Source organism: Phyllobacterium sp. A18/5-2, from assembly GCF_025452215.1.
GTDB classification, from domain to species: domain Bacteria; phylum Pseudomonadota; class Alphaproteobacteria; order Rhizobiales; family Rhizobiaceae; genus Phyllobacterium; species Phyllobacterium sophorae.
On the sequence record NZ_CP104967.1, the window covers coordinates 108,994 to 132,848 of the forward strand.

A 23,855-nucleotide genomic window follows, 5' to 3' on the forward strand; every position below is an offset into this window, starting at 1 on the left:
ATTGGGTGTAAAGATCAGCATGAACGACGAAGTGTTTAGGGTGAAATTCTGGGGAACGCGTGGCAGCGTCTCTGTATCGGGCCCCGAGTTCAAGCGCTATGGCGGCAACACCGCATGTATCGAAGTCCAGTGTGGCACACACAAGCTGATCTTTGACACCGGCACAGGTGTACGCCAGGCAGGCGAAGCCCTGACCAGGGAAGGCGTTGATCAGGTCGATATCATCTTCACGCATTGCCACTACGACCATATCATCGGTCTGCCGTATTTTGCGCCGCTCTACAATCCGATGATGAATGTGCGGGTGTGGTCCGGGCATCTGGCCGGGGTCATGACCACGCGCGAAATGGTCAAGCAGTTCATGCGACCGCCATGGTTTCCCGTTGAACCCGAAATCTGCAAGGCTTGTCTCGGCTTTCGCGATTTCCGCTCCGGTGACGTGCTGGAGCCGTTTGAAGGCGTTATCATCCGCACCGATAGCCTCAATCATCCAGGCGGTTGCATCGGCTATCGCATCGAATGGGCGGGGCGCGCGCTGGCGCTGATTTATGATACCGAGCATGAAGCCGGAAAGCTCGACCCTGTGGTGATGAAGCTCATCAAGGATGCCGACCTTGTTATCTATGACTGCACCTATACCGAGGACGAGATGCCACGGCGCTTCGGATATGGCCACTCGACCTGGCAGCACGGCGTTCTTCTGGCGCAGGCAGCTAAAATCGGCAAGCTGGCGCTGTTTCACCACGCGCCATCGCGTACCGATGACGAGCTTGACGCGTTCGAACGGCTGTCCAGGCAGCGGTTTGCCGGCGCCTTTGCTGCCCGCGATTTTCAGGTTATCGATCTTTAGAGGTTATGGCGGCCGAGCAATTCGCCCATGCAAACCCAGCGTCCGCCCGGCGCTTCGGCCACCACGGCAAACAGCGTTTTAAGAAAGTCCCAGGCCGATGCATCATGGACGAGATGATGGGTGAGGAGGCCGACCGGCTCGTTGCTGCCATCAAAGCGCTGCTGCAGTTCCTCAACGATTGCCCTAACCAGCTCGCCATGATCCCGGCAGCCACGCGTCCCGTGCCAGTCGATCAGGTCGACATGCGTGTTGATGACCGGCAGGAAAGCTGAATGTTTCGCCTTGGCGGCGCCAAACACCGACAAAGCCTCAAAGCCGAGCCCCGGCAGTTCGGGCAACAGCAGCAAATCGATGCGGTTCCAGGGCGGAACCAGCACTGGCACAAACTGCCCGTTAAACCGTGCCTTCAGCTGGCTATAGCCATCGCGAAGCTCGCCGAGAATGACACTTTGCGGCCGGTGCGGTCCAAGCTCCTGCTTCTTGTCTGAACTTGGTGCATGGTTTTCATGCGACCAGCCATGCACGGCAACGCTGACGCCCGCTTCGCCCGCCAATCGCCCGGCAAGCGCGTCCGAAGCATAAAGTGGAACCACAGCAAGCGTCAGCGGCACTTTTTGTTCCTGGCCAAGCGTCAACAAACGCTCCAGCGCAGGCGTCGGCTTGACGGCATCATCATCCCGCAACCAGAAACGCGCGCTGCGGTTGGCGTGGATCCAGCGCGCAAGTTCTGCGCGCAAGGGCTGCCATACTTGATCGTTTGTCATAGGCCCGCCCCCGTAAAGTTGCGCAGTAATATATCCAGCCGCCTTGATGCAACATCCAGCGACCGGTCCTGCAAGATGAAGCGGCGCGCCGACCGGCCCAATTTATGGCGCCGTGCGCCGTCACCCAGCATCTGCGCGATGGCATGCGCAAAAGCCAGGGTATCGCCCGCTGGCGTCAACGTGCCGGTGACGCCATCCTTGACCACTTCCGGCACCCCGGCGGTCTTTTGCGCCACCACCGGCAATCCTGCCGCCTGTGCTTCCATATAGGCGATCCCATAGGCTTCACCCGTGCCGGGCCAGACATAGGTTCCCCCTTCATAGAGAAGGTGGACGACTTCTGTCGCCGGTTTTTCGCCGAGCCATTGAACGCGCCCGGCACTAAATTTTGCAAACAACGCCCACACCGCGTCGCGCGCCGGGCCATCACCGATCACCGTCAATGTCCAGGGCACGTCCTCAATCAAAGCCAGTGCTTCGGCAAGCATGCTGTAGCTCTCCAGCTTGTCACCCGGTCGCATCATCGCCACCGTGACCAGTCGACGCGGGTTTTGGTTTGATGGTTCGCTGGCAAAGGGCAAAACGTCGATGAAAGGCTCAAGCCGCGCCAGATGCACGCCTGGAACAGCGGCAGCAAGCCCCGCTTCATCGCGTTTTGTGAAGCATATATTCACGACTGCCTGGCGCACCGCATCGCTCACCAGCAATTGCAGCTCTGCCCAGCCGGTTTCATCCCGCCGCCTGGAGTAGGAAGCCTCCGCCGTCACATAGGGAAGATTGAACAACGACGCGAGCTTCGGCCCGATCAGGTCCGGCGCCTTGTAATAGGGATGATAGCAGAACCAAAGATCAGGCTTTGCGCCTTGCCGCCACTTTGTTGCCAGGCGCTTCGCCTCATTTTCCGCCTGCAACGCCACCTGTTGGCGCGCACCGGCCTCTGGCGTGCCCGTAAAGCTGCGCAGCTCTGACGCAATCTCGACCTTGTGCCCGGCCCGTTGCATGGCGGCCATCAAGAGCCTTGCCATCTGCCGGTCGCCGGATGGAACCGGATGATTGGGCGATTTGAGGGGCGCGTAAAAGGCGATATGCATATTGCTTTATGATTCAATCAGTACGTGTGCAGCTTGCTAGAATCTTGCACACCCATTTGCCGGCAATTGCAAGCAGGATATGCTTGATAAAACCGCTGTGCCGGCGCGTGTGAACTACACATAATTGTCATCCGCGCCGGGCCTTGTCTTGCCATTATTCAGGAGCAATTGCGCAAAATGTGACCATCTCGCCAAATCATTATTCGTCGCTTAAGTTAGTTCGACAGAAATCAGTTCGGTATTCATGACAGTCATTGCACAAGCGCCTCGCTTCTCCGAACGATCCCTGCGCAGGGCGCGGCTGGTTTCAGGGCTGATCATGCTGGTCTTTGTGACATTGCATCTCAGCAATCACGCACTCAACCTGATTTCCTTGACCGCCGCGGAAGAGGGACGGTTGTGGTTTACAGCGATCTGGCGCAATCCCATTGGCACGCTCATTCTTTATGGCGCAGTTCTCGTCCATGTCACGCTTGTCATGCGTTCACTTTATCTGCACCGGACCCTCGTCATGCCCATGCGCGAGGCGATGCAGGTCATTCTTGGATTGTTGATCCCGCTCCTCATTATCGACCACGTCATTGCAACGCGCGTGCGTTTCGAAATGATGGGCCTGCAGGACAGTTACGAGGCGGTGATACGCACCTTGTGGATCGAGATCGCCGACCAGCGGTCTGCGCCAGTCGATCGCGCTGCTCGTCATCTGGACCCATGGATGTATCGGGGTGCATTTTTGGCTACGCTATCGCGACTGGTACTATCGGGCTGCGCCGTTTCTCCTTACATTCGCTATTCTCCTTCCCGTCCTTGCGCTGCTTGGCTTTGCCGACACCGGGCGGATTCTTGAAAGCGAACCGGTTCAGTCGAGCTACGGCAGTGGCTATGCAAGGGCTCGTGGTGCTGGCGGATACGGCCAGGTATCGGCAGCGCTCGAAACGCAAATGCAGCGCGTGCAAATGGCAAAATACTCGCTCTACGGCGGATTTGCCGGCGCTTTGATACTTGTCTTTGCCCTGCGCACACGCCGCAGTTGGCGCGAACGGGCCGACCAGATCCAAATTCGCTATCCAGGCGGGGAAACCGTTAACGTTCCGCGCGGATTCAGCGTGCTGGAGGCAAGCCGCATGGGCGGTATTCCCCATTATGCGGTCTGTGGGGGCAAGGGACGTTGTTCAACCTGCCGCGTCCAGGTTGTCGAAGGCGTGACGACACTGCCGGCTCCCGAATCGATTGAGCAGGTCACGCTGAACCGCATTGGTGCCGATCCTGGTGTGCGCCTGGCCTGTCAGCTTCATCCGGTCACCGATATCAGTGTTGTGCCGCTGCTGGTACCGTCCGTCGAAGGTATCGTGCCGGTCGGCAGCCAGCAGACCAATCCTGGCCGCGAACAGGAAATCGCCATCCTCTTTTGCGATATTCGCAGCTTCACCATGCTGACCGAAGCGCAGCTTCCCTATGATGTCGTCTTCCTGCTCAACCGCTATTTCGCCCTTGTCGGTCAGGCCGTGGAGACGTCGGGCGGCCGCGTCGACAAATTCATCGGCGACGGGGCCATGGCCCTGTTCGGACTGAGGGGGTCGCCCGAAGATGCCTGCCGCAATGCGCTCAAAGCAGCGGCAACCATCGCGCAGGAAATCAAACGTCTCAACGAGGAGCTGGCAGGCGACCTGCCCATGCCAATTCGCGTTGCCATCGGCATTCACAGCGGCCCTGCGATCGTCGGCGCCATGGGCTATGGATCGGTCAAAAACTTGACGGCCATTGGTGACACGGTCAACGTTGCCAGCCGGCTGGAAAGCTGTCGCCAAGGAACTTGATGCCACCGTTGTTGTCTCGGAGCCGACGATCCTTTTGGCCGGCTCGGATACCGACGACCTGGAAAGCCGGGAGATTGCTATCCGCGGCAGGGCTGAACCGCTGCGCGTCTATATTATTTCCCAGGAAACAAGCAGCCGGTTCGCATGAGTACAAGCTGGAAGCGCCAACGCCGAAAACTGCGCAACCGCCTCGCCGGACGGTTTTTCGACACACGCTACGGGCGCGAGCTGATGATCAACGCCATCGGCCCGCGCGTTCTGACAATGACCGTCGATTGCGGCGATCACATCATGACCTTCGCTCCCAACGACTATATCGGCAAAAAAATCTTCCGTAAGGGCAACTTCGAACGCGACAGCGTCAACCGGCTGCTTGCCATCCTTCAGGAAAGGCAGCTGTTGCGGCAAGGCAGCACGTTGCTTGAGCTTGGCGGCAATATCGGTACCCAGACCATTTATTTCGCTTTGAGCAAGGCCTTTGCCCGCATTGTCAGCGTTGAGGCGGATCCGCGAAATTTTGAACTTCTGCGCATCAATATCACCCAAAACAAGCTCGCCGATCTGGTGACGCTCGTCAATTCAGCCGCCGGCGAGAGCGAAGGGATGATCGATTTCTTCCAGCACCAGGACAATTACGGCAAGAGCAGCGCATTTGCGCAAAGCGCGGGTGACCGCGAGATTGTCGTTCCGGTCAAACCTGTCAGCACGATCCTTGCGGAGGCCGCGACCCCCCTTCATGAGGTCGGGCTGATCTGGATGGACATCGAGGGCTATGAGCCGCTTGCCTGCCGCTCGATGGAAGCGCTGCTGGCTCGCAGAGTTCCGCTCTACATGGAGTTTTCGCCGGTTTTTTACGGCCCGCAGCAAAGCACGGCCTTCGTGGACTACCTCGCCGGTTTCTACGAGGACTGCCTGATCGTTCGCGACAACGCCATCGCTCCAGCGAAGGTCAAAGACATTCCCGTTAAAGAGCAACAGTTTGACCTGCTGTTATTTGAGGCCTCAAACGCGGCGGTATAGGAAGTAGCGGCCTTTCTCGACCCCCGGCGGCATCGGCAAAGGCTCAAGGTGCGGATGCTGCAGTTCAAGGCCGCTCACCGCAAAACCGTTCGGTGCAACAAGCCCAGCCATGAGTTGCGGTAACCAGGTCAGCGTGATCGCATCCTTCTCGTCATAGCCCGTGCCGATATCGACATGCGCAAGAGCAGCATTGACCCCGATGTATTGCTGCGCGGTCTCCCTGATCTCGCCAACGACCATGTTTTCCGGCTCCGGCGTTGAGGTCTTGTGCGCGCCAACGGCCCGGTCAAAGACGATGATCCTTCGATCCGGAAAACATTCGCGCAAATGATCAAACGTGCGGCCGTTGCCCAGACCAAGCTCGAGTATCGGCCCATCGAGCCCATCCAACTTACCGGTAAGGTGATTGAGAATTTCGCGCTGCGCGGTCATGCGGAAGATGAAGCTGTCGAGCCGGCTCATGAGATTTCGGTTTCCATTATTTTGATATGCGAGGTGGGCCTAACATGCTGCCCATCGGTGGTCGACCGCTGGAGTGTCACCTTGAGAAAACGAGACCAGTCCAGAAGCCATCAGAGAAGAGTTTGAGAGAGATTCGCTCCATTCTTGCATAGAAACCACCTGATCCTGGACAAAAAATTGTGATTCTGACAAAAGCTGAGGCCACTTTTCCGGCATTATGGAGCAAGTGCCACAAGATTTGATTTCGGCCCTGACGCCCCAAGATGTAACTTTGGATGTAGTACCACGCGGATATGCTGCGACGATGGTTTTCGCCCCTCTCACCCTGTTAGGCCTGACCATCTTGAGGATCTGGTCTTGGTGCGGGAGTTTTTCGGCATTCGTAGCAAAGACCACCAGACCGACCGCTTATGACCGGTGGCAGGTTCGTCCTCTTCTCTTATTATAATCGTGATTATAACGGAAGAGACAACCAATGGCCCCGATTCGTGGGACGAGAACGCGAGTTAAAGCGGGTTGCGCGCGAACTCAACAAGCCTGGAGCCTCGCTGGTCATAGCCTATGGACGCCGTCGCATCGGCAAGTCACGACTGCTGCGCCAGGCAGCTGTTGGCCGCAAAGAAAGGGTCATATTCAGTGTGCGACGGGAACCATTTCACGTTTTTGGCTTTCTTCCCCAATAGTCGATCTCGCACGGAGGCACGGTGTTGTTACCGCTCGCAATCATGTTCGGTCCAAGTGACTGGGTGCCAAACAATAAAAATCTGCCCGTCCTTTATTATTCTTCGGTGATTGCCGCCAATGGCAATCTTGCCGACCTTTTTGAACAACGCTTCTTGGCAAATGGGTGGCAAGGCTGTTGGCGTAACGGCATATTCTCTTATCAGCACTACCATACCAAAGCCCACGAGGTTCTCGGCATTGCCCAGGGAACCGGACGCGTTCTTCTGGGCGGCCCCGCTGGGCGGGCGTTTGACGTGTCAGCAGGCGATTGCGTTGTCCTGCCGGCAGGAACAGGTCATCGCAAGATTGACAGCAGCGCGGATTTCCTGGTCGTCGGCGGCTACCCACCCCATCAATATGCCGATATCTGCACAACAAGGGCTGATGCCCAGGGCTTGGGCACGATCGAATCGCTGGCGCTGCCAGCCTCGGACCCGGTCATTGGGCCTGGCGGCCCCTTGATTGACCTATGGAAATTGCCCTGATCGCAATACGCAAACATGGAGAGAGGAAATCATTATGGAACTCAAGCGTGGACGGCTGATCGACCACCTGCACCTTCATTCTGCCAATCTTGTTGAAAGCAAGCGGTTCTACCAAGCAGTGTTAGGTACGTTTGGTATCGAGGTTGTCGATGGTGGTGATCACTTTTATGCTGACGAATTGTGGATCGACGCGGGGAAGCCGGCAACCCGTGTGCATTTTGCTTTCCAGGCACGCGACCGAGATGCTGTCCAGCGTTTTTACAACGCTGGCCTTGAGGCCGGGGGCAAGGATAATGGCGCGCCAGGGGAGCGCCACTACCATCCGGGATATTATGCAGCCTTCTTATTGGATCCAGACGGCAATAATGTTGAGGCGGTGTACCACGGCCCTGCAGAAAAATCGGCCGAGTTTATCCGGATCAGCTTCGAAGACCCTTCCTAGCAGCGCTCCGCTTCTCTGCGGTCCAAGGCCTTCCCTCGCATCGGGCCGCGACGATGTTGGAACGCATCTTTGTGGCGACGCGGAAATAGAAAAACGCCGCGGGAACCCGTGCCGCAACCTTCGTGGCAGATGCTCAAGTCTATTTTGCCCCAACTGCGGCTGGAATGGTCCAATGGCGTCTTAGGCGCTCTCCAGAGTCGCGACCCTTAACCGGGTTCTGGTGAGAAAGACTGCTGACGGCGGCTTTGACTAACTATTTTGGTTTAATAACTTGACTCTTTTTATCATGTTAAATTATAGCTGACGCCGTAACATTGACGGTCGGCTTTACGCACGCATTTTGAATAAAACTGCGCGCTATGAAGCTATTACCTCCTCACTGTAATCACTTGGCAAAGATTTGCAAAAATGGAAAAAGAACAAGACTCGTATAATAGCAATGTTCTTGTCGATGCGCTTATTCAATACAAACCAAAACTTATAAAAATCGCTGACGGAATACTGCATTCTCACGCCCAATCTGAAGATATCTTCCATGATGCTGTCGTTAAGGCCTGTAGCATGCGACCTGATTGGATTCATTGCCCGGTCGGGTACGCGTGCCGGATGGTCTATAATCTCGCCGTCGACGCGGCCCGCAAAAAGACCCATGAAAGGCTCAGCATGAGGCCTATCGACGGGATAGAGTCCATCCCTGCCCCATGTGTTAGCGCGCTCGATTGCCTCGTCAGTACAGAAACACTGCGCGAGGTGCTCAACTCATTGAAAAATCTGCCGCAACGCACCCACGACGCCTTCGTCCGTCACCGTATAGACGGCGTTCCGCAAAAAGATATTGCCGAAGAGCTCGGCGTATCCAGAACCCTCGTTAACTTCATGATCAAGGACGCGCACCGCGCCTGCCAGCACATCCTCAATGCTGCATAGATCGACGCCCGGTGCGGATCAGCAGGAGCGCGAACACCGGACCTCCGAGCAGTGTCGCGACAAGGCCCGTGGGCAATTGCCACGGGAAATAGATTGTGCGTCCGATGAAATCCGCGATCGCCATCAGCAGCGCCCCGAGCAGCGCCGACCCCAATAAATGGGCCAGACCACGTGTCAGTCCAAGGCGCTGCGCCATATGGGGGGCCATCAGTCCAACGAAGCTTAGCGGACCCACGACCAAAGTGGCGATGGCTGTCAACAAGGCCGCAAAGCCAAGAATCATAACGCGGAATTTCGCAACGTCGACACCGTGAGAGTGCGCCGAGATATCCCCAAGTGAAAATTGCTGCAATGGCCGCAGAAAAAGCGTTACCGCAGCCAAACCACTGACCGCAAACGCCAATGATATCCATGCGATTTGGCGGCTTATCCCATAGGTCGAACCTGCCATCCAGCTGATCAGCGAAAGAGCACGCGGGTCTCCAGAGGCAAGAATGACTGAGATCAATGCGCTCAGCAATGCCCCCAGCGATACGCCAATAATGAGAAACTGGTTGCCGGAATGCACCTTGCGGCTCATGGCAAAAAGCACAGTGAGCACGATCGCGGCGCCCGAAAAACCACCGAACACCCTGTGGCCATAGGTTGGCTCGGCCACAAGAAACAGGACGCAAAGCTGCCCGAATGCCGTCGCGGCGCTGACGCCAAGAACTTCCGGGCTTGCCATCGAATTGCCGGTGAGCCGCTGCAGCAAGCTGCCGGCCAGTGCCAGCATCAACCCCGCGGACATTGCAGCAACGAGCCGGGGCCCGCGCCATGGCAGGAGAGATCCGAGCGTTGCACCGCTTTGACTTATCCACGCCCCGCCGACATCCCGGCCGACAAATACCGCAATCGATGCAACCACCAATAACAAAAGCGCGATGCTTGCTATCACACGCATGGGGAGCCTGCTTGCCGTGATTGCCACTTTGCCTTCGGCTGCGGTCAGCATCGAACGTCCGCGCCGCAAGATAACAATCAAGAGGACAGGCACACCGATCAGCGCGGTGATGGCACCAGTTGGAAGATGCACAGAAGTTTTTGCAGCATAAATTTGCAAAACCTGATCGATGATGACCAGCAATAGCGAGCCAATGAGCGGCGAAACCATCATGCGGGACTTGATGCGCCTTGCACCAAGTGCACGCGCAATGGCCGGCGCTGCAAGCCCGAGAAAGCCAATTACTCCAACGGCACTGACGGTGAACGCAGTCAGTGCTACCGCGACAAACAGCACGCAAACGCGGGTGAATTGCAATTTGATTCCAAGGCTTTGCGCAGTATCGCCCAACGTCAGGACGCTCAGCTGCCGCGCCAGCATAAATGCAAGAAAGCTGCAGGCAACGACTTTTGGAAACAATCCTTGAACCTGGCGCCAATCATTCTGGTTCAGCGACCCGCCGCCCCAGATGAACAGGCCCGATAGGTAATGATCGTTCATCAAGGTCAGCAAGGTAACGATCGCAGTGCAATAAAGGCCAATGACCAATCCGCTAAGAATGATGGCGACCGGCTGGAATTTGAGCCGCCAGGCTGCCGCAAAGACAAGAGCCAGGGCAGCAAAGCCTCCGAGAGCCGTCGTCGCATCGCGGCTCCAACCAAGAAGCGCGGGGAACCACAACATGGCCATTGCGAGAGCAAGCTGTGCGCCTGCCTCTACACCCAAGGTTGACGGTGAGGCCAGCGGATTGCGCAGCACATGCTGGAGCAGCATGCCGGATAATCCGAGCGCAAAGCCACAAACGCACGCCATGGCCAGGCGCGGAAGCAAACTATAGTGGACAAGGACTGCCAAACTGTCGTTGGGCGATGGCGCTGAAAAAGCTGCACGCCATCCAATGATGCTGATCATAGGCCCAAGATTGAGCGCTGTGATAGCAAGGGCAACACACGAAAACAAACCTGCCCAAAACAAAGGATGAGGATACAGCGATTTCATGCGGCAGCTTCAGTGAGCAGTCGGGCAAAGCGTGAGGCGGCAGGGAGCGTGCCGAACATCAAAACACTCGCCATGCGCTGCGCATGCCCGTTCTTGACGAACGGCATACTTTGCCACAGCGGGCTTTCAGACAGGGTTGCCAGGAGATCTGGCGGAACAGGATCCATGTAGAAAAGCCGGCTGTCGCCGACATCGATGAGACCGGCCATGCTGGTATCACCAAAGCCCCATTCATTGGTGGGGTGCGGCCACGCATTCTCCAGCTCGAGACGATCGAAGACATCCTGAAAAATACCGCCAGGGCCGTAAACGCGGATGTTGCGGGCATCTATGAACGTGATGACTGCAAGCTTGCCCAGATGTCGCGTTGATGCCCTTGCCACTTGCAATTCATTGTCGGTGCGATCGATCAATGCTTCGGCTTCGCCCTGGCGTCCAAGCATGCGCCCAAGTTCGCGCGTTGCAGCAATGATGTGCGGATAGGGCGATGAACCGAGCGCATGAATTGGGAACGATTTGACCGGCGCGATTTGTTCCAGCTGCGGTCTGACCCATTCGAGATAGGGTGTGGAGATGATCAGGTCAGGCTTTAGCAGCTGCAGCAGCTCCATATTGACTTCAAAGGATGAGCCAATGTTAACGACACTTGGCGGCAGTGGCGGTTCAATGGGCCATTCGGCCCACCCTTGCGTATCAATCAGACCAATTGGCGGGACACCAAGCTCAATCAACGTCTGTGCCAGACCATAATCCAGCGCAACGACCCTTGGTGCAGCCGCCCTGCCCGGCACTGGACTCAGGGAGGCGGCAAATGCCGCCGAGCCAAACAGAAAGTTGCGTCTGCGCATTTTGGTCATTTCAAAGGACGTAGCTGATGGGCGTGTGTGTTTGCGGGTGCCTGAAGATCCCCATACGCACGCCATAGATGGCGTCAAGCCTGTCTGCCGTAATGAGCGCGTCGGTCTCGCCGTTGGCCACAAGCTTGCCGCCGGATAAGGCAATCAGCCGGTCGCAATAGCGTGCAGCCATATTGATATCGTGCAATACGATGAGGACCGACCGGCTATGCTCGTGTGCCAGCATGCGGATGAGCCGCATGACTTCGATCTGATGATTGATATCAAGAGCTGAGATCGGCTCATCCAGCAAAAGACACTCGGTGTCCTGCGCAATAAGCATGGCGAGAAACGCGCGCTGCCGCTCGCCCCCCGACAATGTATCGACGATGCGATCCGCCATTGCCGTCAGCGACGTCAGCGCCAGCGCGTTTTCTACCTTCGCCTTGTCGGCACCTGAAAACCGCCCAAGCGCCCCGTGCCAGGGGTAGCGCCCCAAGGCAACGACTTCCTTCACCGTCATCCCGTCCGTGTCCGGTGTTTGCTGCGGCAGATAGGCGACCTTGCGCGCATAGTCCTTCGAGCGGAATGATGCCAGCTCCTGTTCAAGGCATTTCGCGCTTCCGCTGGTCGGCGATTGAAAGCGCGCCAATATCTTCAGCAATGTCGATTTGCCGGAACCATTATGGCCGAGAATGCCGACGACCTGGCCACGCGGAACGTCCAGGGTCAGCGGATGGAGCAAGGTCTTGCCATCGACTTTGAAGCTGATTCCATTCAAGGAAAACGACGTTCTGTTCATCGCCTGCCGCCTAGAATTTGGCCGAGAGCGCTGCCTTGACAGCGCGTCCCTCGCCATAAATGCACATGGGACTGCCATCGTTGTCGCCAGCACAGGTTGCATAATACTCCTTGTCGAAGACATTGCTCGCCTTGAGTGATCCCTTCCAGCCATTCTTCTCATAGCTGATCGCGGCATCGACAAGCGTATAGCTATCCACCTTGATCTGGTTGGCGTTGTCTCCAAAGGAACTGCCGACATAGCGCACGCCGGATCCAACATTCAGCCCGTCGAGAACACCGGTTTCGAATGTGTATTTCGCCCAAATCGCCGCTTGATGCTCGGGCACCAGTGCCGGGCGATTGCCCAGTTCTCCCTCGGTATTGCTCGATGTAATTTCAGCATCAAGATAGGTGTAACTGCCGGTCAGGCTAATACCGTGGAAGAGATCCACCACTGTCTCAAGTTCGAAGCCGCGGTGGCGAACTTCACCGGTCTGGACCTGGAAATTCGGATCATCGGGATCAGGTGTCAGCACATTGGACTTGGTGATTTCGAAAACGGACCCGGTCACTGTTCCCGGGAAGAAGTCCGGTTCGTACTTCACGCCGGCTTCATACTGCTTGCCTTCTGACGGGGAAAACGTCTCGCCTGTAGAGCCTTGGCCGATGGTTGGGCTAAAAGATTCCGAATAGCTGATATAGGGCGTCAAGCCATTGTCAAACAGATAACCAAGGCCGGCCCTGCCGCTAAAGGCGCTGTCGGATTGTTCCGAGGTCGTGCCGCTCAAGCGGTCATAATTCTTGTCTTCAACCCATGACTGGCGCCCGCCGAGGGTCAGCAACCAGTGATCGTCGAATTTCGTCTGAGTTTGGGCGTAGAGCCCAACCTGATCGATTGTCTGTCTGCGGTCGAGATAGATCGCCGGCGCCGCAACATCCAGTCCATAGACGGGGTCATTGATATCCAGCGTCGGCCCGGTATCAAAGCCATTTTGTCCGTCAACGGTCTGGCGGGTATAGTCCAGCCCCATAAGCAACGTGTTCTTTATCCGCGTGCCTTCATAGTCATATTGCACGCCATTATCGACACTGAAGATCGTCGCCGTCTCATCAACAGTAAACGCCGTGCGGTTCATTGTGTGATCGTCGATCATGCTCGAATAGTAGAGATGGCGGTAATCCGTGTCCTGCTGCGAGTATCGAAGGTTCTGCCGGATAGTCCAAGCCTCGTTGAAGCTGTGCTCGAACTGGTAGCCGATCGAGCCATGATTTGCGTCAAAACGGTCGAAATTCGGATCGGATGTGGTGAAGCTGCGCGAGAATTTCGGCAAGGTGGGATTGAGCGGGCTGGCAATTGGCAGGAACGTGTTTGGCGTCAATTCGTCCCACTGGTAGTTGGCGAGAATTGTCAGCGAGGTATCGGCACTCGGCGACCATGTAATGGCGGGCGCAATGAAAACCCGATTGTTCTTGGAGAAGTCCTTTTCCAGCTCTCCGTCACGAAAAAGCCCCGTCAGGCGGTAGGTCCAAACGCCTTCCTTGTCGAGCGGACCGCCCGCATCGATACCCACTTCATACGTATTGAAGGATCCATAGCTCGCATAGGCGCTATAAAGCGGGTCCCTGGTTGGCCGCTTTGTCACCAGATTGACGAGACCGCCCACTTCGTTTGCGCCGTAAAGCACCGATGCCGGGCCCTTGAGGACTTCAACCCGTTGAAGGGCGTATGGCTCGACTTTGAAACCTGAAAAATCGATGGCCTTTTGCGGCAGCCCATCGCGGAAGAGCGCGTAAGGGCCAACATCAAACCCCCGGATCAAAAATTGGTCAAAGCGCTCGTCAACGCCCCAGGGCGAAGCCGTCACCCCGGATGTATAGGCAATCGTATCCTCGACGCGCTCGGAAAACCGGTCATCCATCTGCTCGCGGGTGATGACGGAAATCGACTGCGGTATTTCGCGCAGCGGCGTGTCGGTTTTTGTGCCCATGGTCGTGTTCTTGGCAATATAGCCCTTGTCGGGGCCAATCGGGCTTGTATCACCGTCAATGACAATGGTGTTCAACTGGATGCTGGGCGCTTCCTGGGCCATTGCCACATTTGCCAGCATGAGACCGGCAATGGAGGTGGTCATGAGCAATCGTGCACGACGCCTGTAGCCCGTTAAACTGGCGTCATTTGCCATAACCATCGTGCATCCCCGCATGACCACACCCCTTGTAAAACTTTGACTCTGCTTGAGAATTTATATGAGAATCGTACTCATGTTTAAAGATGACTACATTTGTCATATTATAAGAGTCAAGGCGCGATCGATGATATGCCGCCTTTTTTCACGCGCCTTGCCAAATCGCGCTGCGGCTGTGGCTTCAAAACTACAGGCGGGCGCTGTGCAGTGCCTGCTGGATGTCGTTCCAGATGATTTCCGGTTGCTCCAACCCGACGGCAAAGCGGATCGTTTGCGGGTTCACACCGAAGCGGACAAAGGACGTCATGCGATCAGGGATCTGCAAGGCGGCTTTGGCAGGAACAACGAGCGTTTCAGGTCCTCCCCAGCTGACGCCAAGCCTGATATGACGCAGCGCATTGACAAAACGCGCCACATCGAGGTCCGGGCTCAGATCAAAGGCAAACAGACCGGAAAAGCCCGTCAGGGTCTTCTTGCCAGGGTGATCAGAAAATGCAGGATGGCGAACAAGCGCAATATCGCGATGCTGCTGCAGATGCTTGGAGAGTATGAGCCCGTTATGCATGTGCTCCTTCAATCGCACCTTCAAAGTCCGGATACCGCGCAAAAGCAGCCAGGCTTCAAAAGGCGACAGTTTCGCGCCTATATAGGGGTAGGTCGAGCTGTTGATTTTGGCGATCAGGTCGCGCGGACCGACGACCACGCCGGCAACCGTGTCGCTGTGCCCGCCGAGATATTTTGATGCCGCATGAATGACGATATCGACGCCGTGCTGGATTGGCTTTTGGAACAGCGGCGTTGCCCAGGAATTGTCAATAACGGTCGTAACACCATATTCCTTGGCCATTGTGGTCAGGGCCTCAATGTCCTGCAATTCGAAAACCATTGATGTCGGGTTTTCCAGATAGAGCAGTTTTGCGCCCGGCAGCGCCGCGCGCACCTCATCATGGTTGGACGGGTCGACAAAATCCACCGTGACGCCGAAGCGGCCAAGCAGTTTGACGAACAGGCGGTAGATATCATTGTAGAGATGCTGGACGGCGACGACGCGGTCACCGGCTTCTACGAGACTGAGGATCGTTGCGGTAATTGCCGCCGTACCACTGGAAAAGCCGCGACCATCTTCGGCGCCTTCAAGGCGCGCGGTCAAAAGTTCGAATTCACGCACCGTCGGATTGTCGCCGCGCGAATAGATGTAATTGCGCGAGCGTCCCGCGAACACATCTTCCATCGCCTCATAGCTGTCATAGGTGAACAGCGACGTTTGGAAGATGGGCGGCGAGACCGCATTGAAGGCTGCGGCATCGATGGGAGAAAACAGATCGTCCGCCATTTCGACATCAAACTCTTGGGGTGGCATGGCTTTGTTCATGATGCCCTCTCAGACACGGTATTGTTGAAACTGGTAATCGGGATGGATGGCGAATGGCCACGCAGCTGGCGCAGGGTCACAGCGAGGATGGCCAAAGACATGAGTGCCGTCAGGGCTGGTGCCAAAAAGAGGCTGGCAAGAACGCCGTCGAAGGCAAACCAATGCGGCAGGATGAACAGCAACGGCAGCAGGAAATAACCGTTCTGGGCCACACTAACCGCTCCAGCCAGGCGCGCCCTGCCCTGTGCCTGCAGGAGAACAACGAGAATTTGCCGGGCGCCAAAGAATATGAACGGGATGTGCGCGACGATAATGGTCAATGCAGCAATCTTGGCAATCTCCGCGTCATCGGTGAAGATCGTGGCAATGGGATAGCGCAAGAGCACGGCCGCAGAACCGTAAAGAACGGCAAAGCCCGAGGTGAGTTTTAAAAGCGTGCTTGACGCACCAAGCAATCGCGCTGGATTGTTCGCGCCCCAGGCGAAACTCAGGACGGCCTGACCGCCAAGCGAAAGGCCGATGATCGGCAGCATACCGAGCGTGAGAACACGCATGGCGATACCGACCCCGGCAATACCGCTATCGCCGCGATAAAAACCGGCAACGGAGAACAGAACTGCGAAACTGATGCTGCTCAACATGCTGGTGAGCATCGTCGGCAAGCCGATGAACAGCACCGGTTTGAGGACATCGGCGCGCCACACGGCAAACCGCGCGGCAAGATGCAGCGTTCCGACCTGCTTGCGGAAATAGAGCGCATAGGCACCAAGTGCTGCCATCTGGGAAAGGATGGTGGCAATCGCCGAACCGGCGAGCCCGAAATCGAACCCGAAAATCAGGATCGCATCGAGTATGATGTTAAGGGCAAAGCAGCCCATCAGCGTCCACATGCTAAAGCGGGTATTGCCTTCTGAAATGGCTATGAAATCAGAAAGTATCTGCAACATGGTCAGCGTCACCGAAAAGGCAACGATCGAAAGATAATGCTCGGCCAGCGGTAGGATGGCTTGGCTGGCGCCAAAAAGGACAAGCAGTTCACGTTTGAACAGCAAGATGCCCACCGTGAGCACGAGGCCGAGTGGTATCGCCAGCACAACAAACGTCGAGGCGGTGACATTGGCGCGCTGCGGATCAGCAGCTCCAAGCGCGCGGCCGACCGCCGTGGCAACGCCAACCCCCACCCCCTCGCCGATTGCACCAATCATCATCAGGATCGGCAGAACAACGGTAATCGCCGCGATCTCCTGACTGCCTATCATGCCGACGAAAACCATGTTGATCGTATGGTGCACGGCATTGATCGACAGGCCCGCCACCGCAGGCATGCCAAGGCGCAAGATCAGGCGGGTCAGCGCCGGGTCGTTCAGGTCATCAGGTGCAAAGTAGGCGCGCTTCGGCTTGCCCCTCATGATGCGGGAATCCAAAGGCGATCACCGAAGAACCGCTCGCGTGTCAGCATCATCAGCATGGCGCGTTTGTGGGGAAAATCGAAATGCTTGACCTTGGCAAATCCCGAACGGTCGAGATTACGGATTTGCTGTTCGTGACTGGCCCGCGGTTCGCCAACGATGCGATATGTCCGCGGATCGTCGAGAAAAATGAAATGCATCAGCGATGGTAGCCAGGCGGTGATCCACTTTTTGCCGCGATAGGCCGGCTCTCCGATGGCGACATGCCAGCCGCGATCATAATCCTGCGCATCGTAATATGGCCCGAGCCGGTTTTCCTTGGCCCAGTACACCTCGAAATACCCAAATGGGACACCATCGAAGCTGCCAATCAGCGCCAGCATGTGCGGATCGCGCAGGCGTTCCTCAAGAATTAACCGATGCTTGTCGCGATCGCCGCCGTCTTCCCAGATGTCATTGACCTGCTCGTTATTCATCCATCCATGGAAATGCTCAAGGTCGGCCCGAGGATCGGCAACGCGGAATGACAGCACCTGGTCGAGCCAGGGAATATAGCGCTCGTAAACGACACCGACCGGCTTTTGCGACCGTTTGGGATGATACTGGCCATTGCTCATAACGTGCACCTGCGGGTGCGGATAGGCCGGCCTTGCAATCCAGGGGTTTGGCCATTGCCAAAAAGCGCGCGGATCGATCGTCAGATAATCGCCTTCAAAAGTGCCAAGCGGAAAGTCGGATGCCGGAACATTCCCGATCTTGATCAGGTTAGGCTCGCGAGACTGCGCTGACATGAACTCGACCGCAGAAGACAGAACGGCGAGCGCATCAGTCTCTGCTAAACTCGGCAATACCAGTTTAACCTCGCTCGGGTTCAGCTGTACCGATAAAGTGTAAGCGCCGCTGGCGGTGGAAATCTCCAATGTGTCTTGGGTTGGCGGTGTACCTGCTTTTAAGAATTGGGATGAGACCGGAAACGGTTCAACACCTGTTTCCTTTGCAAGCTTGGATATAAGGGTCATGGCACACTCCGCAGCATCCCCGCTGCAACCGTTTCGCGTGGGGTTTGCTACAAAGACGCAATGGGCCAGCGCCGATTTAGTCCAATCTGAGACTTTTATCGAAAGATGGCACTAAACATTGAGCCATGTGGCAGGGACGCCAATCCATGAGCTTTTGGAAGAAGACAGTGCCTCTTTGCGGCTGTTATGCGGTGCATCAACGGGTCTGCCGTTACGAGAGCGGCGCGCAAGGCGGTCACCTTTTGCGCGCGACACCACGCCGCCGGGTAGCCCATGTGGATCGCTACGCTCGCCGGCACGCGCACGGTTCGTCGTTCAAGGTCACCGCGCAAACGGCCACAGCAGCGGTTCGCGAGCGCCATGTTGGCGATGAACGGCAAAGCCGTAAAATTTGCTGCCCGCAAACGCCGCAGCCTATCAGAAACTGCCGGTAGGAAAGAACACCGCAGCTGACCCGGCGCTTACATGCGGCGAACATCGTCGACAGGCACCAGCTACTCGAAGGCTGTGCCAAAAACGGTTCACTGTGGCGCAGAAATGCGACCGATGACTTGCAGCGGACCAACGGGCTGGATGCGCGCAAAGGTCATTTCGCCGCTACCCGGTACCTTTCCGGTCAAGGCGGTGATGTTGACCTGATGAGTGACCAGTAACAAGGGGCCGTCGAAGCGCCGGCGACGCAGCCAAGTCAAAAGCGCTGCGGTACGTTCTGGTTCAACCGAAGCATCGCCGAAGAAGGAATTGAGCAGTTCGAGGGGAGCAGGTTCACCCAATCCGAGCAAACGTGCCGTATCGAGACACCGGCACCATTGGCTGGAGTATACACTTGCAGATGAAATGCCATTGGCCCGAAAGAGGTTGCCGATCGCGCCGGCCTGCGCTCGGCCCTTTGCCGACAAATTCCGCTGCGTGGTGCAATCGCCAAGCCTGAAATCCGGCGGATCGCCGGTGCCGGGGGCTTCCCCATGCCTTAGCAGCGCTACGGCTTCCCCCGATCGCAGGGCGGTCCAAACCGACGCTTCAGTAGCCTGCACTCGTCCAGACAGGGTCGCGGCAAGCGAACAAACCAGAAATTGTCGGCGTTCAAATCTCATGACGTACCTCAATGCGAATACAGTCGCTGGCGAAGTTCAATGGACCTTATTTCGCCCTTGCCCAAGGTTTGGACTTCGACTTTCAGGAATATCCTCCTGGCTGTTCTAAGCCAACGATATGACCATCGTAACCCAGGATAACGTTATCGTGCACGAGAGCCCCGATTGGCGCTGACGGGCAAATTATCGTTCTCGCGTTTTCACCTTGGCGATTATCCCCTTTTCCGCAGAATGCAGAAGTGCGTCGATGAAATCATGCGCCTTTAGCGCCGTCCGGCCGCAAACGCGCGGTGCGCGGTCTGCGTCGATTGAATCCAGAAAGTCGGCGAGGACGGCGCGATGGTGATCATGGGGAAAGGCCATCGGGTCAGCGCCCGCCCCGCCGCCCGGTCCGCTGTCGGAGGCAACCAATTCCGTGCCGTCGTGGAATTTTGCCGTCAGTGTCGGCCCGTCGAGAATGGCTGTGCCGAGCGTGCCGATAAGGTCAATGCGATCGGCAAAACCTGGAAAGGCGCAGGTCGTGGCAGTCACTGTTCCCATCGCCCCACAGGGATAGCGCAGCGCGCAGACGACCATATCCTCGGTCTCCATACGATGAACAGGGCTCGTTGTCGCATAGGCGAAAACCTCGTGCGGCAGGCCGGTCAGCGACAAGAGAAGATCGATCGTGTGGATGCCCTGTGTCAGCAAGACGCCCCCGCCGTCACGAGCACGCGTGCCGCGGCCCGGCACGTCATAATAGCTTTGTGGCCGCCAATTGTAGAGGCGCGCCGATACGCCGACCATTTCGCCAAGACGGCTGTGTGCCAAAAGTGCGGCAAGCGCTTGCGATGTCGGGCGAAAGCGATGTTGCAGTACCACAGCGAGTTTCACGCCGGCGCGTTCGGCCGCCTCCACCAGTTTCTCGGCGTGCGGCGTACTGATGTCGAGCGGCTTTTCCAGCAAAACGTGTTTGCCAGTCTCTGCCGCGCGTTCGACCAGTTCGCGGTGACTGTTGGGCGGCGTCAAGATCATCACCGCGTCGATCGATGCGTCTGCAAATATCGCGTTGAGATTGTCTGAAACCGGCATGGCGTATTTCAAGGCAAAAGCCTCGCGCCGCGCTTGGGTGCGGCTGTAACCGCAGACCACCTCCACGCGCTCACTCAAATCGATCAGGCTTCCCGCATGCGGCTCGACAGCCATGCCAAGACCGATGATTGCAATACGGGTCCGGGCCATGTGTCTCTCCGTCCTTGGGTATTTGCACGCGCGCACACTGCCATAGTCACGGTACACACAAAATCCCGCACTACAAATAAATTCATCATACAACATTATCACTTTTGTATGTTGACATATGACGTGCATCTTTTAACCTATGAATGGAGGGGAGAATTGCTGTTGCGCGGATGCCCGTTTCGGGTACGTCGGCTTGGCTGCGTCCATGAAAGTCTGCCGCAATCAGGCGGCATGGAGGCAACTATTTGCCCTGCTGCGCCAATGGAAATTTGGAGATCCAGCGTCATTGCCAATCGTGCCAACCACGCGTGCTTTCAGTCAATTTCGGCGCCATGACCGGACGCATGGGATGATTGCACCCTTCTCGCGCACTTTTTGGCGGAGCGTTAGCTCCCAAGAACGGGGAATGAACTGAGCTGGATCTGGCCTGTACGTCTCCTAAGAAACGTACAGGCTCTGACTTGAACTGGGCATATCGCCCAAATGCAACAAGGGAGGAAACCTATGCTGTATTTTTCGAAGTTGGCAGCCGCCATCGCGGCTGCATCACTCATGATGGGAGTTGCCAGCGCGCAAACAGTGCTGCGCTCGTCCGACACGCACCCGGACGGTTATCCAACGGTCGAGGCCGTAAAGTATTTCGGAGAGCTTTTAAAGGACAGGTCAGCAGGCCGCTATAGCATCGAGGTGTTCCATTCCGCCCAACTTGGGGAGGAAAAGGATACGATCGAGCAAGTCCGCTCGGGCGTCATTAATTTGAACCGCGTCTCTATGGGGCCGTTCAACGGGCTTATCCCGGAAACCACGGTGCCCTCGCTGCCCTATATCTTCCGTTCGGTCGATCATATGCGCAAGGTCCTCGATGGTGATGTGGGCACGGACATTCTCGCAGCCTTTGAGCCCCATGGTCTTGTCGCTCTCGCCTTCTATGACGGAGGAGCCCGCTCCTTCTACAATTCCAAAAAGCCGATCGCATCCAAGGAAGATCTCGGCGGTATGAAGTTTCGCGTCATGCAGTCGGACATCTTTGTCGACATGGTCAATGCACTCGGCGCCAATGCGACGCCGATGCCCTATGGCGAAGTTTATTCGGCCATCGAAACTGGTGTCATCGACGGCGCGGAAAACAACTTCCCAAGCTACGATACGGCCAAACATGCGGAAGTGGCCAAATATTATTCGCTCGATGAACATCTGATGGTGCCTGAGGTACTGGTCATGTCGAAGGCCAGCTGGGACAAGCTCAGCCCCGAAGATCAGACAATCTTCCGGCAGGCAGCCAAAGACAGCGTCGTCAAGCAGCGCGAACTTTGGGACGCCAAGGAAAAGGAATCCCGTGCCAAGGTCGAAGCGGCCGGCAGTACGATCTCCACACCAGAAAAGCAGCCCTTTATCGACGCAATGGCGCCCGTCTATGAAAAACACGTCACCGATCCCAAGCTGAAGGATTTGGTCGAGCGCATCAGGGCGGTTCAATAATGAATCATGGTGGCGCGGTATACCGCGCCGCCATGTTTTCTTGAAGGACGATGAAATGACCCACAGATTGGAAAAGCTATCCAATATCCTTTCCAGGACGAGCACGGCGGCGCTGTATCTCGCCGGCATCGGGCTGGTGCTGATGACCGCTTTCGTCGCTTGGCAGGTATTTGGCCGCTATGTCTTGAACAGATCGCCAAGTTGGACCGAGCCCGCCGCTGTAATGTTGATGAGCTGGTTCATTTTTCTGGGTGCCGCGGTCGGCGTTCGAGAAAACTTTCATCTCGGCTTCGATGTGCTCCTCTACGTCCTTCCCGAAGGTAGCAAGGCCATACTGCGCACTGCCTCGGACGTCATTGTCGCTGCATTCGGTTTTGGCATGGTCTGGTACGGTTGCCAGTTGGTTTCGCTGACCTGGGCTTCCACCTTGCCTTCCCTGGGCCTGCCCGGCGGTTTCGATTATCTGCCGGTCGTGGCCGGGGGTGCGCTCATCCTTCTGTTTTCCCTGGAGCGCATGGTGCAGCGCTTTGCCGGCGTGGGCATCGACCGGGATTTAAATCTCGAAGAGGTTCCTGACCTCAACACAGTTCAAGAGGCATAGGCGATGGAACTCTGGATACTCTTTGGGCTATTTACCCTGTTGATGCTGATTGGAACGCCGATTGCCTTTTGCCTCGGGGCGGCCAGCTTCGCCACCGTGCTTTATATGGGGCTGCCGCCCCTTGTCGTGTTTCAGCGATTGAACTCAGGCATGAGCGTCTTTTCGCTTCTGGCCATTCCCTTCTTCATCTATGCCGGCGACCTGATGGTACGCGGAGGCATAGCGGGTCGCATTGTGGCTTTTGCCGGTGCTCTGATCGGGCATATCCGCGGTGGGCTGGGACAGGTTAACATTGCCGCTGCTACTTTATTTGGCGGCATTTCCGGCTCTGCGGTGGCTGAAGCCGCCGCTGTCGGTGGGCTCATGATCCCCCAGATGAAGGCACGCGGCTATGGTGCGGATTATGCCGTTAACGTCACATCCATGGCCGCGTTGATTGCGCTGCTTCTTCCACCATCCCACAACATGATCATCTATTCGATTTCTGCAGGCGGCCAAATCTCGATCGCGGACCTGTTCACCGCCGGCATTATTCCGGGTCTGCTTTTGGCCCTGTCGCTGATGATAACCGCCTATTTCGTGGCGCGCAGCAGAGGCTATCCGACAGAGCCGTTTCCCGGCTTCGCCATCGCGGTCCATCTTGGTGTTATAGCAATACCGGGAATTCTTCTTATCGCCATAATCTTTGGCGGTGTTCGCTCAGGCGTTTTCACCGCGACCGAGAGTTCATGCATCGCCGTCATCTATGCCCTGCTGGTCACGATCTTCGTCTATAGACAGATGAATTGGCAAAATTTCGTCCACGCCACGTTGGGCGCCGTGCGAACGACTGCCATGGTCCTTCTTATTATTGGCACAGCGGCAGCCTTCTCGTGGTTGATGGCCTATCTGAAAGTGCCGGCGGCGATGATCGAATGGATGAATACGATCTCGGACAATCCGATCATCATCCTGCTTCTCCTGAACGTGATCATGCTGGTACTCGGTACTTTCATGGATATGGGTCCGATGATCATCATTACCACCCCGATCTTTCTGCCGGTTGTCGTAGCCTACGATATCGATCCGGTTCATTTCGGCGTTATCATGATCCTCAATCTCGGCATCGGCCTAAACACGCCACCCGTTGGTTCCGTGCAGTTCGTCGCTTGTGCCGTCGGCAAAATTACGGTCTGGCAAGCAATGCGTTCGATCTGGCCCTTCTACTTTGCTGGTGTGGTTGTGCTGGGGCTCGTCACTTATGTGCCAGCAATCTCGCTGTGGTTGCCGAGCGTGTTCAAGTAGGAGGTCCAG

General features: G+C 56.6%; 21 protein-coding genes and 1 pseudogene. 10 read left to right on the forward strand and 12 right to left on the reverse strand.

Annotated features, from left to right (window positions below; all coding sequences use genetic code 11):
* Positions 1-19 precede the first annotated feature (19 nt).
* The gene (locus tag N8E89_RS18990) at positions 20-850 is read left to right on the forward strand and encodes an MBL fold metallo-hydrolase (RefSeq protein WP_262262778.1); all 831 of its coding nucleotides are present in this window, start codon (positions 20-22) and stop codon (positions 848-850) included.
* Here N8E89_RS18990 and N8E89_RS18995 read toward each other — a convergent pair.
* Together N8E89_RS18995 and N8E89_RS19000 are read right to left on the reverse strand one after the other, a co-directional pair.
* Positions 847-1,614 (reverse strand): polysaccharide deacetylase family protein, encoded by a 768-nt coding sequence (locus tag N8E89_RS18995; protein WP_262262779.1) that lies wholly within the window; start codon positions 1,612-1,614, stop codon positions 847-849. The two genes, N8E89_RS18990 and N8E89_RS18995, sit on opposite strands and share 4 nt — an antisense overlap.
* Positions 1,611-2,705: a glycosyltransferase family 4 protein gene (locus N8E89_RS19000; protein WP_262262780.1), complete on the reverse strand. Its 1,095-nt coding sequence runs from the start codon at positions 2,703-2,705 to the stop codon at positions 1,611-1,613. Before N8E89_RS19000 ends, N8E89_RS18995 begins: the two co-directional genes overlap by 4 nt.
* A gap of 244 nt (positions 2,706-2,949) precedes the next feature.
* On the opposite strand from N8E89_RS19000, the pseudogene N8E89_RS19005 reads away from it, so the two are divergent.
* Positions 2,950-4,670, forward strand: a pseudogene (locus N8E89_RS19005) (adenylate/guanylate cyclase domain-containing protein).
* On the forward strand, positions 4,667-5,542 hold the full coding sequence (locus tag N8E89_RS19010; protein WP_262262781.1) for an FkbM family methyltransferase: 876 nt from the start codon (positions 4,667-4,669) through the stop codon (positions 5,540-5,542). The pseudogene N8E89_RS19005 and the gene N8E89_RS19010 overlap by 4 nt, the downstream one beginning before the upstream one ends.
* Here N8E89_RS19010 and N8E89_RS19015 read toward each other — a convergent pair.
* On the reverse strand, positions 5,525-6,004 hold the full coding sequence (locus tag N8E89_RS19015) for a class I SAM-dependent methyltransferase (protein WP_262262782.1): 480 nt from the start codon (positions 6,002-6,004) through the stop codon (positions 5,525-5,527). The genes N8E89_RS19010 and N8E89_RS19015 overlap by 18 nt on opposite strands.
* Positions 6,005-6,708: 704 nt before the next feature.
* Here N8E89_RS19015 and N8E89_RS19020 point away from each other — a divergent pair.
* The 3 genes from N8E89_RS19020 to N8E89_RS19030 all read left to right on the forward strand — a co-directional run bounded on the left by N8E89_RS19020 (position 6,709) and on the right by N8E89_RS19030 (position 8,581).
* Positions 6,709-7,212, forward strand: coding sequence for a cupin domain-containing protein (locus tag N8E89_RS19020; RefSeq protein WP_315975722.1), 504 nt, complete (start codon positions 6,709-6,711; stop codon positions 7,210-7,212).
* Between the two features lie 34 nt (positions 7,213-7,246).
* Entirely contained in the window at positions 7,247-7,654 is a 408-nt protein-coding gene (locus N8E89_RS19025; RefSeq protein ID WP_262262783.1) for a VOC family protein, read from the forward strand.
* A gap of 408 nt (positions 7,655-8,062) precedes the next feature.
* Positions 8,063-8,581, forward strand: a complete 519-nt coding sequence (locus tag N8E89_RS19030; RefSeq protein WP_262262784.1) for a sigma-70 family RNA polymerase sigma factor — start codon at positions 8,063-8,065, stop codon at positions 8,579-8,581.
* Here N8E89_RS19030 and fhuB read toward each other — a convergent pair.
* The 7 genes from fhuB to N8E89_RS19065 all read right to left on the reverse strand — a co-directional run bounded on the left by fhuB (position 8,568) and on the right by N8E89_RS19065 (position 18,167).
* The gene (fhuB, locus tag N8E89_RS19035) at positions 8,568-10,562 is read right to left on the reverse strand and encodes a Fe(3+)-hydroxamate ABC transporter permease FhuB (RefSeq protein ID WP_315975723.1); all 1,995 of its coding nucleotides are present in this window, start codon (positions 10,560-10,562) and stop codon (positions 8,568-8,570) included. The genes N8E89_RS19030 and fhuB overlap by 14 nt on opposite strands.
* Positions 10,559-11,410: an ABC transporter substrate-binding protein gene (locus N8E89_RS19040; RefSeq protein ID WP_262262786.1), complete on the reverse strand. Its 852-nt coding sequence runs from the start codon at positions 11,408-11,410 to the stop codon at positions 10,559-10,561. Before N8E89_RS19040 ends, fhuB begins: the two co-directional genes overlap by 4 nt.
* Before the next feature lie 10 nt (positions 11,411-11,420).
* On the reverse strand, positions 11,421-12,200 hold the full coding sequence (locus tag N8E89_RS19045) for an ATP-binding cassette domain-containing protein (protein ID WP_262262787.1): 780 nt from the start codon (positions 12,198-12,200) through the stop codon (positions 11,421-11,423).
* 10 nt (positions 12,201-12,210) lie between these two features.
* Positions 12,211-14,370: a TonB-dependent siderophore receptor gene (locus N8E89_RS19050; protein WP_262262788.1), complete on the reverse strand. Its 2,160-nt coding sequence runs from the start codon at positions 14,368-14,370 to the stop codon at positions 12,211-12,213.
* A 184-nt stretch (positions 14,371-14,554) separates the two neighbouring features.
* Entirely contained in the window at positions 14,555-15,739 is a 1,185-nt protein-coding gene (locus tag N8E89_RS19055; RefSeq protein WP_262262789.1) for a PLP-dependent transferase, read from the reverse strand.
* Positions 15,736-17,148: an MATE family efflux transporter gene (locus tag N8E89_RS19060; protein ID WP_262262790.1), complete on the reverse strand. Its 1,413-nt coding sequence runs from the start codon at positions 17,146-17,148 to the stop codon at positions 15,736-15,738. Before N8E89_RS19060 ends, N8E89_RS19055 begins: the two co-directional genes overlap by 4 nt.
* Positions 17,145-18,167 carry a GNAT family N-acetyltransferase gene (locus N8E89_RS19065; protein ID WP_262262791.1) on the reverse strand — a complete coding sequence of 341 codons (1,023 nt, stop codon included), beginning with the start codon at positions 18,165-18,167 and terminating at the stop codon, positions 17,145-17,147. Before N8E89_RS19065 ends, N8E89_RS19060 begins: the two co-directional genes overlap by 4 nt.
* Positions 18,168-18,313: 146 nt before the next feature.
* On the opposite strand from N8E89_RS19065, the gene N8E89_RS19070 reads away from it, so the two are divergent.
* Positions 18,314-18,601, forward strand: coding sequence for a hypothetical protein (locus N8E89_RS19070; RefSeq protein ID WP_262262792.1), 288 nt, complete (start codon positions 18,314-18,316; stop codon positions 18,599-18,601).
* Between the two features lie 87 nt (positions 18,602-18,688).
* Here the strand turns inward: N8E89_RS19070 and N8E89_RS19075 are convergent, their stop codons facing one another.
* A complete protein-coding gene (locus N8E89_RS19075) occupies positions 18,689-19,261 on the reverse strand; it encodes a histidine phosphatase family protein (protein ID WP_262262793.1) in 573 nt (190 codons plus the stop codon).
* Between the two features lie 183 nt (positions 19,262-19,444).
* Positions 19,445-20,482 (reverse strand): Gfo/Idh/MocA family protein, encoded by a 1,038-nt coding sequence (locus N8E89_RS19080; RefSeq protein WP_262262794.1) that lies wholly within the window; start codon positions 20,480-20,482, stop codon positions 19,445-19,447.
* A gap of 504 nt (positions 20,483-20,986) precedes the next feature.
* On the opposite strand from N8E89_RS19080, the gene N8E89_RS19085 reads away from it, so the two are divergent.
* The 3 genes from N8E89_RS19085 to N8E89_RS19095 are packed head-to-tail and all read left to right on the forward strand — an operon-like array spanning position 20,987 to position 23,846.
* Positions 20,987-21,961, forward strand: a complete 975-nt coding sequence (locus tag N8E89_RS19085; RefSeq protein WP_262262795.1) for a TRAP transporter substrate-binding protein — start codon at positions 20,987-20,989, stop codon at positions 21,959-21,961.
* A 55-nt stretch (positions 21,962-22,016) separates the two neighbouring features.
* Entirely contained in the window at positions 22,017-22,562 is a 546-nt protein-coding gene (locus N8E89_RS19090; protein WP_262262796.1) for a TRAP transporter small permease, read from the forward strand.
* Positions 22,563-22,565: 3 nt separating this feature from the next.
* Positions 22,566-23,846: a TRAP transporter large permease gene (locus tag N8E89_RS19095; protein ID WP_262262797.1), complete on the forward strand. Its 1,281-nt coding sequence runs from the start codon at positions 22,566-22,568 to the stop codon at positions 23,844-23,846.
* The last annotated feature ends 9 nt before the right edge of the window (positions 23,847-23,855 follow it).

Bases quoted from the DNA above. Each gene is read 5' to 3' on its own strand.
- fhuB (WP_315975723.1), bottom strand. From the start codon at position 10,562: ATGAAATCGCTGTATCCTCATCCTTTGTTTTGGGCAGGTTTGTTTTCG.
- N8E89_RS19075 (WP_262262793.1), bottom strand. From the start codon at position 19,261: ATGAGATTTGAACGCCGACAATTTCTGGTTTGTTCGCTTGCCGCGACC.
- N8E89_RS19080 (WP_262262794.1), bottom strand. From the start codon at position 20,482: ATGGCCCGGACCCGTATTGCAATCATCGGTCTTGGCATGGCTGTCGAG.
- N8E89_RS19085 (WP_262262795.1), top strand. From the start codon at position 20,987: ATGCTGTATTTTTCGAAGTTGGCAGCCGCCATCGCGGCTGCATCACTC.
- N8E89_RS19065 (WP_262262791.1), bottom strand. From the start codon at position 18,167: ATGACCCTTATATCCAAGCTTGCAAAGGAAACAGGTGTTGAACCGTTT.
- N8E89_RS19015 (WP_262262782.1), bottom strand. From the start codon at position 6,004: ATGAGCCGGCTCGACAGCTTCATCTTCCGCATGACCGCGCAGCGCGAA.
- N8E89_RS19050 (WP_262262788.1), bottom strand. From the start codon at position 14,370: ATGGTTATGGCAAATGACGCCAGTTTAACGGGCTACAGGCGTCGTGCA.
- N8E89_RS19090 (WP_262262796.1), top strand. From the start codon at position 22,017: ATGACCCACAGATTGGAAAAGCTATCCAATATCCTTTCCAGGACGAGC.
- N8E89_RS19055 (WP_262262789.1), bottom strand. From the start codon at position 15,739: ATGAACAAAGCCATGCCACCCCAAGAGTTTGATGTCGAAATGGCGGAC.
- N8E89_RS19040 (WP_262262786.1), bottom strand. From the start codon at position 11,410: ATGCGCAGACGCAACTTTCTGTTTGGCTCGGCGGCATTTGCCGCCTCC.
- N8E89_RS19030 (WP_262262784.1), top strand. From the start codon at position 8,063: ATGGAAAAAGAACAAGACTCGTATAATAGCAATGTTCTTGTCGATGCG.
- N8E89_RS19010 (WP_262262781.1), top strand. From the start codon at position 4,667: ATGAGTACAAGCTGGAAGCGCCAACGCCGAAAACTGCGCAACCGCCTC.
- N8E89_RS19025 (WP_262262783.1), top strand. From the start codon at position 7,247: ATGGAACTCAAGCGTGGACGGCTGATCGACCACCTGCACCTTCATTCT.
- N8E89_RS19070 (WP_262262792.1), top strand. From the start codon at position 18,314: ATGAGCTTTTGGAAGAAGACAGTGCCTCTTTGCGGCTGTTATGCGGTG.
- N8E89_RS19060 (WP_262262790.1), bottom strand. From the start codon at position 17,148: ATGAGGGGCAAGCCGAAGCGCGCCTACTTTGCACCTGATGACCTGAAC.
- N8E89_RS19095 (WP_262262797.1), top strand. From the start codon at position 22,566: ATGGAACTCTGGATACTCTTTGGGCTATTTACCCTGTTGATGCTGATT.
- N8E89_RS19045 (WP_262262787.1), bottom strand. From the start codon at position 12,200: ATGAACAGAACGTCGTTTTCCTTGAATGGAATCAGCTTCAAAGTCGAT.
- N8E89_RS18995 (WP_262262779.1), bottom strand. From the start codon at position 1,614: ATGACAAACGATCAAGTATGGCAGCCCTTGCGCGCAGAACTTGCGCGC.
- N8E89_RS18990 (WP_262262778.1), top strand. From the start codon at position 20: ATGAACGACGAAGTGTTTAGGGTGAAATTCTGGGGAACGCGTGGCAGC.
- N8E89_RS19000 (WP_262262780.1), bottom strand. From the start codon at position 2,705: ATGCATATCGCCTTTTACGCGCCCCTCAAATCGCCCAATCATCCGGTT.